This window comes from Paraburkholderia sp. BGA-UO-ETr-F21, assembly GCF_059567925.1.
Genome location: NZ_JCAQOY010000037.1, coordinates 99,802 through 111,822 on the forward strand (window position 1 = coordinate 99,802; position 12,021 = coordinate 111,822).

General features: G+C 59.1%; 11 protein-coding genes and 1 pseudogene. 3 read left to right on the forward strand and 9 right to left on the reverse strand.

Annotated features, from left to right (window positions below; all coding sequences use genetic code 11):
- The first annotated feature begins 18 nt into the window (after nucleotides 1–18).
- Nucleotides 19–975 carry a helix-turn-helix domain-containing protein gene (locus AC57B1_RS24095; RefSeq protein WP_496418917.1) on the forward strand — a complete coding sequence of 319 codons (957 nt, stop codon included), beginning with the start codon at nucleotides 19–21 and terminating at the stop codon, nucleotides 973–975.
- Between the two features lie 364 nt (nucleotides 976–1,339).
- A complete protein-coding gene (locus AC57B1_RS24100) occupies nucleotides 1,340–2,131 on the forward strand; it encodes an MHYT domain-containing protein (RefSeq protein ID WP_496418918.1) in 792 nt (263 codons plus the stop codon).
- A 243-nt stretch (nucleotides 2,132–2,374) separates the two neighbouring features.
- On the opposite strand, the gene AC57B1_RS24105 is transcribed toward AC57B1_RS24100, so the two are convergent.
- From AC57B1_RS24105 to AC57B1_RS24130, 6 genes are all read right to left on the reverse strand, one after another.
- On the reverse strand, nucleotides 2,375–2,836 hold the full coding sequence (locus tag AC57B1_RS24105) for a MarR family winged helix-turn-helix transcriptional regulator (RefSeq protein ID WP_496418919.1): 462 nt from the start codon (nucleotides 2,834–2,836) through the stop codon (nucleotides 2,375–2,377).
- A 279-nt stretch (nucleotides 2,837–3,115) separates the two neighbouring features.
- Nucleotides 3,116–3,562, reverse strand: a complete 447-nt coding sequence (locus tag AC57B1_RS24110) for an OsmC family protein (RefSeq protein WP_496419318.1) — start codon at nucleotides 3,560–3,562, stop codon at nucleotides 3,116–3,118.
- 102 nt (nucleotides 3,563–3,664) lie between these two features.
- Complete coding sequence (locus AC57B1_RS24115) at nucleotides 3,665–4,111, reverse strand: Ohr family peroxiredoxin (RefSeq protein WP_496418920.1); 447 nt, start codon at nucleotides 4,109–4,111, stop codon at nucleotides 3,665–3,667.
- Between the two features lie 537 nt (nucleotides 4,112–4,648).
- Nucleotides 4,649–5,479: a 3-oxoadipate:acetyl-CoA acetyltransferase gene (locus tag AC57B1_RS24120; protein ID WP_408351914.1), complete on the reverse strand. Its 831-nt coding sequence runs from the start codon at nucleotides 5,477–5,479 to the stop codon at nucleotides 4,649–4,651.
- Between the two features lie 209 nt (nucleotides 5,480–5,688).
- Nucleotides 5,689–7,080 (reverse strand): MFS transporter, encoded by a 1,392-nt coding sequence (locus tag AC57B1_RS24125; protein ID WP_408351911.1) that lies wholly within the window; start codon nucleotides 7,078–7,080, stop codon nucleotides 5,689–5,691.
- A 423-nt stretch (nucleotides 7,081–7,503) separates the two neighbouring features.
- The gene (locus AC57B1_RS24130) at nucleotides 7,504–8,565 is read right to left on the reverse strand and encodes a methyltransferase (RefSeq protein ID WP_496418921.1); all 1,062 of its coding nucleotides are present in this window, start codon (nucleotides 8,563–8,565) and stop codon (nucleotides 7,504–7,506) included.
- Nucleotides 8,566–8,779: 214 nt separating this feature from the next.
- Between AC57B1_RS24130 and AC57B1_RS24135 the strand changes: the two genes are divergently transcribed.
- A complete protein-coding gene (locus AC57B1_RS24135) occupies nucleotides 8,780–9,223 on the forward strand; it encodes a cupin domain-containing protein (RefSeq protein WP_496418922.1) in 444 nt (147 codons plus the stop codon).
- A 135-nt stretch (nucleotides 9,224–9,358) separates the two neighbouring features.
- On the opposite strand, the pseudogene AC57B1_RS24140 reads toward AC57B1_RS24135, so the two are convergent.
- The 3 genes and pseudogenes from AC57B1_RS24140 to AC57B1_RS24150 form a co-directional block, all read right to left on the reverse strand.
- Nucleotides 9,359–9,541, reverse strand: a pseudogene (locus AC57B1_RS24140) (phosphatase PAP2 family protein); the annotation flags it as partial.
- A 635-nt stretch (nucleotides 9,542–10,176) separates the two neighbouring features.
- A complete protein-coding gene (locus AC57B1_RS24145) occupies nucleotides 10,177–10,782 on the reverse strand; it encodes an isochorismatase family protein (RefSeq protein WP_496418923.1) in 606 nt (201 codons plus the stop codon).
- 52 nt (nucleotides 10,783–10,834) lie between these two features.
- Entirely contained in the window at nucleotides 10,835–11,659 is an 825-nt protein-coding gene (locus AC57B1_RS24150; protein ID WP_408351899.1) for a pirin family protein, read from the reverse strand.
- Nucleotides 11,660–12,021 lie beyond the last annotated feature (362 nt).

Here is a 12,021-nt window from a genome sequence, read left to right on the forward strand (position 1 = left end):
TTATTTGCGTTTTCTGCCATGAAACCAGCATACGAACATGTCGAATTTGGCGACGAATGCTCGGTCAGGGTTTACCACCGGCGCCTGCCGCGCATTCCGTTCGAATGGCACCACCATCCCGAATACGAACTAACCCTGACGCTGAACAGTCAGGGCAAGCGCTATATCGGGGATTCGATTGCAGACTATGTAGACGATGACCTGGTTCTTGTGCCCCCGAATCTTCCTCATACATGGGCGTCGAATCGCTCGATCGACGCTGCATCTCCTCAGGTTGCAATCGTGATCTGGTTTGGCGGCGATTGGGCGCGGCGGCTTGCGGACGTCTGCCCGGAATATGCGCCTTTGCGTAGCCTGTTGCGTCGGGCCGCCTGCGGGCTGGCATTCGGTCCGGAGGTCGCCGCCGCGATGCGCGTACAGGTCGACAAGCTACTGTCCAGCACCGCGCGAGAACGCCTTGCCGCAGCGCTCAATGTTTTGTGCATGCTCGCAGAAGCACCTGGTGATCCGCTTGCTTCGCCGAGCGCGTTTAGCGACCGTGCAGAGGGTCCTTCAGGGCACGAACCGGAGCGTATAAACCGCGTACTCTCAATGATCGATTTACGCTTCGCTGAACCGCTGCGTCTTTCCGACCTTTGCGACGCTGCTAACGTGTCGGAACGTTCTCTGGCTCGCTACTTCGAGCAGCACATTGGAGAAAGTGTTGGGCGATATATCGCGCGAGTCAGGATTGGACATGCCTGCCGGATGCTCGCGCACACCTCGACTCCCGTTTCCGTCGTTGCAGCGCGCTCCGGGTTTCCAAACGTGGCTAATTTCAACCGACAGTTCAAAGCGTTGAAAGAACTCACGCCCGCCGCTTACCGCAAACAGTTCGCGGCCGGCGATATTGCCGAGACAGACGCCAGTCCGCAGATCAACCAACGCTCACCTTCGTTGCAACGGAACCCGCGACTACCGAAATCAATTGCGTAACGCAGGCGAGCGAACATAAGCGCGGGATTGCAACTGGCCGCATTGGGGTGCGTTCTCGTGGGTAAGAGATGGCACTCGAGATGCGCATTCATGGCCCAGAAAGCAAGGTAGATAAGCAGCGTCGTGAGTACGACGGAGGCGATTGCAATGGGCTTGCGCAATTGAGTCCGGTCGTCGATCATCTTCCAACCGACATGCACTAGAATTGACACCGTCGCGGATGCTCAAGCGGCTAAAAATACTCAGAATGGATTTATAAGCGCACAGGCCAGTGCGAATGCAGAGCCCAGTCTTCGTCGGCAGAGAGGCCGCGTGAGGCTCTTGATAACCACTAATCGAGCTCTTGTGAAAGAGCCCCCAATCTATGCAAAGCAACTATAACCTTGGGTTAGTCGCCGTTTCCCTTATCGTCGCGACGCTTGCTTCGTTTACGGCAATCGATCTCGCAGACCGGCTTTCCATTCTGGCTTACGTTCGTGCCCGGCAACTATGGCTGGCCGCCGGCGCCCTGGCAATGGGCGTTGGCATTTGGTCCATGCACTTCATCGGCATGCTGTCGTTTTCCATGGATATTCCGATTGGTTACGATTTCACTATAACCTTTTACTCGCTCGCGATTGCGGTGATCGTCTCGTGGTTTGCGTTGCATGTCGTCACGCGGGAACGTCTGAGGCTGTTTCATTTGCTGGCGGGTGGGGTTCTCATGGGATTAGGTATTGCCGGCATGCATTACATGGGAATGGCCGCGATGCTGATGAATCCGGCGATTCGCTACGAACCCAGAATCTTTACCGGCTCGATTTTCATTGCAATCGCAGCGTCTACTGCGGCGCTGTGGCTCGCGAACACACTGCGCGGTGCAGATCAGAACCATGTGATGCCCAAGCGCATTGGTGCGGCCTGTGTCATGGGGATTGCCATCGCGGGTATGCACTACACCGGCATGGCCGCGGCGAATTTCCCCGTTGGCTCGATTTGCGGCGCAGCGAACGGCGTGAAGCCTCAATGGCTCGCGGCCGCTGTCATTACGTTTGCGTTCGCAATTCTTATCGCGACGCTGCTTCTTTCCCGTCTCGACGCCAGAGTCGCGTTTCTCGCCAATTCTGTCGCGCGACTCAACGATCAGATCGATCGCGTGCGAGGCTCGACACGTTGACTGCCGGATTGGCAGGTCATGTCAACGCGCTGCGCTTCTGAACGGCAATAGGCAGTCGGCGTGCCCATCGTGACCATTTGCATGAGGCGCATCCGCCTCCGGTTGGAGTGAGGCAAAGCGCCTTTGACGCAAGATAGACATGCGGTCTTCGACTGAGGCCACCGGTCCGACTGTGCAACGGCCACTGAGCTTTTCGATCGGCCACGGCGGGAAAAGGATTGCGGTACTCGGGCCGCTCAACCCTTACTCGTCGGTCTTGACTGCATTGATGAGATTGTTTCGTAGCGTCACAATCGCCTTCTGGATTTTCGCGAATTCGTCGGGCGCAAGGCCCGTCGCCTCGATGAGGCTCATCTTGAGAGCCTTTTCGCGTAACCGTCGACCGTCTTTCGTGAGACTGATCCTCACCTGGCGCTCGTCTTCGGGATCGCGCTGCCTTTCCAGATAGCCCAATCCCTCGAGTTTCTTCAGGATCGGCGTGAGGGTATTGGATTCGAGAAACAGCTTTTCGCCCAGACCACTGACGGTCTGGTGATCCTCCTCCCATAGTGCAATGATCGTGATGTACTGCGTATAAGTGATTCCAAGTTCTTCCAAGATCGGCTTATACGCCTTGCCGAAGGCCAGGTTCGCGGAATAGACCGCAAAGCACAGATAGTCGGAGAGCGGTGCGGCCGCAATGGGTGCCTGGTTCGTCGTTTTCATTTGCATCCTCTCTGGCGCAGGAGCCATGTTTCGCAAAGGGAAATAATACCTCGCATACGATTTTATCGCTCTGAAGCGAAATGTCGTCTGTCACTGCATGCAGATCGCTGCGGGTCGTGCATGAGGCTCCTCGGTGCGTGACGCCTTGACGCGCGGATGTCAATCGAGCGATGCCGAAGATCTTTTGGAGCATGCATCCGGGCTGCTGGCGAATCGAGGTTGCGGGCGTCGCGCATTGGGGGGTAAAGATGCGCGACGACCAAGCGAAGCCTTATCCGATCACACCGTGACGATGTTCATGGCGATTTCGATGTTGCCGCGCACTGACTTCGAGTAAGGGCAGATCTGATGAGCGAGGCGCGCGATTGCCTCGACTACTTCCTTTTCCAGGCCTGGCGCGCGGATGGTGAACTGCGCGCCAAGGAACCACGCGGGCCCCGTCTGCCCAATATCGACCTGAATGTCCACGGAATAGTCGGACGGTAGCGTGACCTTCTTCATCGAGGCCGCCATTCCGAGCACGGTGGTGTAACAGGCCGACCACGCGCCGGCAAACAACTGCTCGGCTCTCGGATGTGGTTCGGTGGCGACGAACGCGAGGCTTTCAAGACCGGGTGCGGACAACTCGAGGTTGAAGACACCAAACTCGCCGCGCTGGAGGTTGGGATCGCGATTCACCGTAGCGTGGGTGTTGCCTGAGGCGAGGACTTTTTCGATCTTTTCGATGATGAATTCCTTCGTGAATAGGGGTTGAGTGTATTTGGATTGTGAGCGATTGAATCGCGTGCGATATATATGGGGTGTGAATGAGACTCGTGCGTTGACCGATTACGCCGTGACAACGCTCAAGCCGACCTCGATGTTGCCGTGCACAGCCTTCGAGTACGGACAGATTTGATGAGCCAGGTGCGCGATTGCCTCGACGGCTTGCGTTGCCAGACCCGGCGCGCGAATGGTGAACTGTGCGCCAAGGCACCACGCCGCACCGGTCTCCCCAATGCTCACTTGGATGTCCACCGAATAGTCGGTCGGCAGCGTGACCTTCTTCAGCGTGGCTGCAATCTCGAAGGCGCTGATATAACAGGCCGACCACGCGCCCGAAAACAATTGCTCGGCTCTCGGGTGCAGTCCGGTGGCAATGAACTCGCGGCCTTCATCGTCGGGCGCTGAGAGCTTGAGGTCGAGCGCGCCGTGCTCACCGGGCTGAACGTTTGGGGCGCGATTGATCGCGGCGTGGCTGCTGCCTGAGAAGAGGACGTTTTCAATCTTGGTCATGATAGGTTTCCTTGGTAAGAGAGGGCGTTGTCTGTAGTAAATCGTATGCGATGTAATCGCATGCGTTGCATGATGAGCGGAGATGTTCTTCGTGTCAATCGCATAAGACTTAATCGCATGCGAGTTTTGATAGAAAAAGGTGAAGACATTGGGTGGCCCAGCGTAATGCCCGTATCGGCAACCCCACGGGCATCGGCGAGGCGCCGTCCGGCCCTTTTTTAAGGAGCAGACGATTACGGTTAGCGGGTGCGGTTCGGCGAGAAAAGGGTGGATGTTCAAACCTGTGCCGGCAGCCGGCCATGCCGCCCCATGAGGGCGGCCGTTACGGCTCGATCACGCTCTTCGCCCGACTTATCCCCAGATATTGTTGAAGAGGGTGTTGATAACTACTTGGTGAACGCGCTAGAGCCTTGAATCGTAATGGTTTTCACGGGGCGCATGAAATCGGGCGCAAGGCGGCACGATCACCATTACCTAACGCCGAAAAACAAAACGGGTGAGCCAGCCGAGCGGATGCCGGCGGAGCGCGGCGTCGCCCTACAAGGCCGGCAAATGCAGCAGTTCGCGCGCCTGTTTGGCGCTCGCTACCGGCCGCCCATACTCGCCGCACAACGACGCTACCCGTGCCACCAGTTGCGCATTGCTCTTCGCGAGCGTGTCCTTGTCCCAGCGGACGTTGTCTTCGAGACCTGTGCGGCAATGGCCGCCCATTTGCAGGGTCCAGTGATTCACCTCGAGTTGATGCCGCCCGATACCGGCAGCCGTCCACGTTGCATCGGGCAGTAGCGCCTTGAGTTGCTGCACCTCGAACTCCAGGATCTCGCGTCGCGCGGGCAGGGCGTTCTTCACGCCCATTACGAATTGCACGTGCACGGGCGATTTCAGCAGGCCGAGCCCGACCAGGTCGACGGTGCTGTACAACATCGCCAGATCGAAGATTTCGATTTCCGGCTTGACGTCGTAGTCGAGCATCATCTTTGCCAGCGAGCGCACGAAATCCGGCGGATTTTCGTAGACGGTCGTCGGAAAGTTGACCGAGCCCGTTGCGAGTGACGCCATGTCCGGACGCAGATCGAGCATCGCGCCGCGCTGCTCGAACGAACGGCCGCGGCCGCCCGTCGAAAACTGGATGATGATGTCGGGACAGTGCTTGCGGATGCCTTCCTGAAGCTTCGCGAAGCTCGACCGGTCGGAACTGGAGTTTTCCTGCTCGTCGCGCACATGCAGGTGCACGAGCGTCGCGCCGGCTTCATAAGCTTCGTGAGTGCTTTCAATCTGTTCAGCAATGGTGACCGGCACAGCCGGGTTGTCCTTCTTGCGCGGCACTGAACCGGTAATGGCGACGGAGATAATGCAAGGCTGATTCATGAGGGACGCTCCATACAAATCGTTGTGGCCGGCCCGCCAGGCTGGCGAACCGACAGTGACAGCGCGACTGCCTAACCGGTGGTGCGCCGTCCCGTTCAGCGGGCTAATCCAATCGTTGCGCGCCCAACTTCATTGCGTGATCTCTTGATGCAAGCCAGCCCCGGACGATGAATGCCGGGCACCGGCGTTTGCATCCGGATGCTCGATTGCTACGCGGCTTTCGGGCCGGACAGGGTCTGCTCGCGCATCCGCTTGTAGTCCTCCTTGTCGACAGGCTCCGCGCTCCGCTGGCCAAGGTCGTTCAGGTGAATCCGGTACGTTTCCCGAACGCTATATGCAGCAATTGCCGAAATAATCGTGACGCCGAACGTGATCGCACCGATCGTCACGGGGATGTTGGTCGATCCCGGAGGCGCGACGGTTGCGAAAAGAGCCGGCAGCAGCGCCGTGATCGTGGTGCCGATGTTTTGCGAAATCGCCATTGCCGAAACCCGGGAGCGCGTGGGGAAGAGTTCGGGGTAAAAGCTCGGGAAAACGGCGTTATAGCCCTGATAGATCACGCCCCACATGAGTATCGACATCACGATCGCCAATGGCACGTTATGGATGCTGATCGCGTAGAGATAACCGAACGACAGCAGCCCTGAACCGAGCGCGCCGCCGATAATCAGCGGACGTCGGCCGATCTTGTCGGACAGATTGCCGACAATCGGAATCACGAGCACTGCCACGATGTTGCCGAGCACTGGAATCCACAGGTAGACGCTTTTATGGAAGCCGATCCCGTACGACGGCTGAACCGCGTAGGCCGCGCCAAAAATCGTCGTGACCACCGGAATGACGTTCATCAACGCACAGCACACGACGACCAGCATCTCCTTCCAGTTAAACTTGAAGGCTTCGACAATCGGCGAGCGCGGCACGGCGCCTTCGGTCGCGAAGGCCGGCGTTTCTTTCACCTCGCGACGGATGATGTAGCCCGCCACCAGAACGATTGCGCTCAGCAGGAACGGAATGCGCCAGCCCCAGGCATTGAACGCGTCTTCAGGCATGTAGTGGGCGAGTGGAAGGAACACGGCCGCAGCGAGAATCTGGCCGGCCTGCACGCCCTGCAGCGTAAAGCTCGAGTAGTAACCGCGCCGGCCGAATGGCGCGTGCTCGAGAATCATCGAACTGGCGCCGGAGATCTCGCCGGCCACCGCGAAGCCCTGAATCAGGCGCAGCGCAACCAGCAGCACCGGTGCGAGCAGGCCGACCTGGTGGTAAGTCGGCAGCAGGCCGACGGCCATTGTCGAGAAGCCCATCAGAAACATGCAAACCAGCAGGACGTTCTTGCGACCTTTCGTGTCGCCCCAGTGTCCGAGAAAGAAGGCGCCAATCGGCCGCGCGACATATCCCACGCCGTAGGTCGCCAGTGACGCCACGATCGCGATCTTCGGGTTGCCTGAGGGGAAGAACAGCTGCGGGAAAATCAGCGATGCTGCGGTCGCGTAGATAAAGAAGTCGTAGTACTCGAGCGCCGAGCCGATCCAGCCGCTCGCGGTTGCCTTCCTTGTCTGATGGGTGCCATGCGGCTCGTGTTCGGTGGGGCTGCCAGCCATGTCTGTCTCCAATATTGATATTTGATCGCGGTGGGATTGCGCCCTGCTCGTCAGCGAAAACGCTTCGCTTCGATCGCGCCGGCTTCACCGCTTCAGCCGGCACATTCGATCAGTAATATTGAATGTGCATCCCGACATCGACCGGCATGACTTGCTTCGCTTGCGACGCGACACGAGCCTTAAATCGGCATTGGTCCGCAGAGCGATCAGGGATGTAAGGAAGTTACGCTGTCGATGGATGCTCGACAACGGCAGTCAGCATAATATGAGCGCTATTCGCGCAACACGCGCGATTTTCGTTCTGAAATGGGGTTTCTACGGAGCGGGACCATGAGCGGCAGGGACCGGAGCGTGGGCGGCCGGCCAGCATCGTGGCGTCGCTCCACGCTTCGGTAAATGGCGGCGGGGGCGCCAAATCCGCTCCTACCGGGTTCCAATCACCATGGAATCCGGGCCGGCGAGAGGCTCGACGCGTGTCTCTGAGAAGCCGACTTCCTTCATCCACGCACAACACTGCGCACCCGTATAGTCGAAACCGCCGGGGGTCTCGATAAGCATGTTCAGGCTCATCAGCAGACCGAATGCATTCTGCCTGCGATCATCGTCGATCACCGCGTCGTAGACGATCAGACACCCCCCGGGAGGCAGCGCCGCGTAACACTTCGCCAGCAGTTCGAGTTTCTCTTCGAGATTCCAGTCATGGAGGATGTGTCCCATCACAAGCACGTCTGCTGCAGGGCAAGGCTCCTTGAAAAAGTTGCCCGCATGGAACCGCACCCGTTCCTGCAAGCCGTGCAAGGTCACGTACTCGTTAAATACCGGGCCCACTTCCGGTAGATCGAAACCGCCGCCGAGCAGGTGAGCATGAGCGAGCGCGATCTGCACAGGTAGCGCGCCTTGTGCCGTGCCAATGTCGATGAAAGTACCGTAATTCTTCCAGGGGAATTTCTGCGCAATCGCCTTGGCCGCCCCAAGACTGACTCCGGTCATTGCTCGCAGGAAACGCCGCAGGCCTGCTTCGTCGTGATAGATCGCGTCAAACAGGTTGCCGCCTTGCTTTGCCTCGTTCTGTGGCCGCCCGGTGCGAAGCGCTTCTGTCAGCGAGCCCCAGAACGGATACAGCCGGGCGTTGGCCATTTCCAGTAGTCCGCCCACGTAACCAGGCTTGGTGGTGTCCAGAAAGAGCCCGGCCTCCGGCGTATTGCGGTATATCCCGGCTTCGCGTTCCAGCAGATTCAATGCAACCAGCGCGTCGAGAAAATCGAGGGCCGATCTCGGATGCAATCCGAGCGCCTCAATGAGTTGCGCCGCATCGGTCGGACCGCTCGCGAGGCGCGTGAACACACCGAGTTCGACCGCGGACAGCAACGTCTTCGACGCCCAGAATCCCATGCCCAGTTGCAAAAGTCGCTCAGGGGTGGGTGCGGGCTGATACTTGACGTCGGCGCCCGGTCCCTGCTGATCCACGTTTGGTGTACTTGGCATCGATGCCTCCGGCGGACACGTGTGTCGAAGCGCCGGGTGCCACGGCAGGCGGCGCGACGTTCTTAAGCCTAGTCATCGTATGAAGCTAAGTCCAGCCGCTTAAGTGCTGCCCAATGTCGGACATTCGGTCAGGGAACCGCTGCAAGCGGCGTGTCTCCGGCCTACACTCGTAGTGTTGCGGCCGGCGCGAATCCTCAGACGGGAGAAAACTTAAATGACTGTTGACAACGCGGACCCAGGCGAGCCGATCACTGTCGGTCGTCTGACGATTCGGTACCTGATTGATGGAGCCGGCACAGGCGGGTTGGGCGTATTCGAGTTGACGGTGCCTGCTGGTTCGAGCGTTCCTCCACCTCACAGTCATACACATAATGAGGAGTGCGTGTATGTGCTGGAGGGCGTGCTTCGATACTCTGTTGATGGCGTAGTCCGGGATCTGGCCCAAGGACAATGGATGCATTCCCGACGCGGATCGGTCCATCAATTCAGCAACCCACACGGTGACGCGGCGCGTGCCTTGATCATCCTTACGCCCGACATCGGCGCCCAGTATTTCCGCGACGTCGGAGCCATGGTCAATGCGGGTGAGCCGCCCGACCGCGCGAAGCTTATCGCTGTGATGTCCGGGTACGGACTGGTTCCAGCGTCGCCTAAATGAGTTGAAAGCGATCCACTGCGGCCGAATAACTATCGGCCGACGCGCAAACGCGCATGAACCTGGCTTCGATAAGATGACTCGCTCGGGCGCCGCCGCCACCGAATAGGCTCCCAGCGCCGCACCGCAACGCGTGGTTCATAGATATTTGAGCACACTGCTCGCCACCCTGCGCAGTTCGTCGAACTGCGTAACGAGTTCGAGGCACAGAATAAAGGCCAGCATCGCTGAAGGCCCCGGGTAGCGTTCGATCCATCGCAGCGCAGGGGTCGCGTAGCGCACGCGGATCGCATCTCGCGTCATGACATAGGTAATTTCGATTCTCCGCGCGATGTGAGGTTTGAGAGTTCTGGCACGCGTCGGTATCAGACAGAGTTCGACCAGACGCGGTCGCGACTATGGATCAGATGCATACGCATCGCTGCGCGGGCGCCTTCGGACTCACCACGCGCAATGGCTTCGTCATGTCCGAGTGTTCATTGTTCACGCGAGAAAGATAGCGCTCGGGATCCAGGTCGGCACGCGGAGCCTTAGGCGGGTCGAGTTGAGCAAGTACGTCGACCAGTTCGGCACGAACCTCTGCATCAATTTTTCCGCGTCCGATTGTCCCCACCACGTAGCCCTCGGGTGTCAGACCTCCCGTTCGTTGAAGCAGCCCATCGCGGTGGACGTCGAACCACGCGAACCGGAATGCCCCCGGTTGCGCAGGCGAGCGCAAGCGTAAGACCGGCGAGAGAATCTCCAACGATTACGATCTCGGGTAATTGATATCCATCTTGCGATTGAAGTCGGGGAGTGGCGTGTGAGAATTCGATTTTCCTGAGTGCGTAGGCCAGTAGTGCTAACAGCGGGCGCTGCTGCCTTGCGGCGGAGGGTGATTCGACGGGTCCGCCGTGCGAACCCGTTTATCGAGCGAAACGCCGCTGCGCTTGAGTCGCCCAAACGCGATGTCTGCCTCAGGAGATGCTGGCGCCAAGAGCTGGGAACACGTCGGAGAACAGCAGATTGATCAACTGTTGTCCGGTCGGTGTCGACCAGTCCTGGGCGATTTCGGCCATGAGCGTATTGGTGGCCGTGAGCACCACGCCCGCATCGTGCATCCGCTGACGTGAGAACTCTTCCGACAGGTCGCTGGGCGAACCTGACGCGTCCATCACAGCCTGTACGGCGAAGCCTTCCAGAGCGGCGTCGATCGCGGGGAAGATCAGACACACGTCGGTCGTGACGCCCGCCATGATCAGATTCTTGCGACCCGTCGCCAGCACCGCGTCTCGGAAGTCGCCATAGGCCCACGCATTGACGACGCCGGGGCGCTTGATTCGCCGCGCATGCTGCTCGGGCAGGATCTCGGCGATCTCCGGAAGGATGGGGCCTTGGGCTCGATCTTCCTGGCTCGACGTAATGACGGTCGGCAGGTTAAGAATTTTCGCCATCTTGGCCAGCGCAATCGATTGCTTGGCCGCGAGTTGGTGGTCGATATTCTTGATGAGCTTCATCGTGCCGACCTGATGGTCGATCAGGAGCAAAGCGCTATTCTCGGCGGTGAATCGTTCAGGTTTCATGTTTCAGCTCCTAGGTGGTCAGGGGCTTGGCCCCCAATGGTGTGGCGAGCGATTACAGTCTTCCCATTTCGCCACGTTGATAAGCGCCGGCAGCGGCCATCAAGCTCTCCCGGTTGGCAAACGCCATCGGGCCATTCGAATAGACCGGCTGGCCCAGCGGCTGTCCAATAAAGACTGCGACCTTCGCACCGCCGGCTTTCGCAACGAGGGTGTGGGTTGCTGCTTCGGTCACGGGCGGCACAACTGGCGCACCGAGGTCGTCGATGCCGAAGCCATTGCCGTTCAGCGCGGCGCTGCCGACGATTGGCATGAAGAAGGCGCGCTCGCCCGCGGCCACTGGAATGGTCAGTTCAGCGCCCGCGTCCAGGCTGACGTCCAGCAGCGTCACCTTCGTCGGGGGTGTCAGCGGGGAGCTCACGCCATCAAAGCTCCCCAAAGGGATGCGGACCCTGACGCCGGGGCGCTGCACCACGGGCACGTCTTGCGGCGCGAGGCTCAATGCAAAAGGCGCAGCGCTCTGCCGTTCCCGCGGGAGGTTGACAAAGATTTGCAGCAGGTGGGTTGCACTGCCGAACACCGCCGGATTTTCCTCGTGGACAACACCGCTTCCGCCGGCTGTCCAGTGCAGGCCGCCGGGCTCGATGAGCGTGCTGTTGCCCAGAGAGTCACGGTTGGCAATGCCCGTCTCTGAATCGAGGAACAGGTAGGTCACCGCGGAAAAGCCCGCATGGGGATGGGGCGGGAATGTCGGCTCGCTCATCCATGCGTGGTCGACACCCATGAACGGGTCGAGCTGCAGGGGATCGTCGCCATGCAAGCGATATGCACGAAAATGGCTTCCACGATTGGCGCGTTGCATGCGCATGGTCGTAGTCATGATGCAGTCCTTAAATTGATGAGCGGAGCGAATGGCGTGCCGGTCAATTCCGCACCTGGCCGCCTGGTTTCGCCCTTCGCGACCTGGATAACCCGACAGGCGAAATCCGATCATTCGAAGCCACAGTCGCGCCCTGAGTTTGGTAGCGAGATGCGTTTGCGAATGCGATGGACGTATCTTTGATTAAACTGCTTTGGAAATAAAGATGGGTAAATGGCAATCATTGATCCATAAATGGAGCAATGATTGCCTTTGTCGATCAGGAGACGCTCAGCACTAACGGGCCTCTGCTCTGCGTGTCCAGCGCGGGGACCGTGAGGGGAATGAGCGATTGGTTTATCGAGCGCACGACCACGAACCGA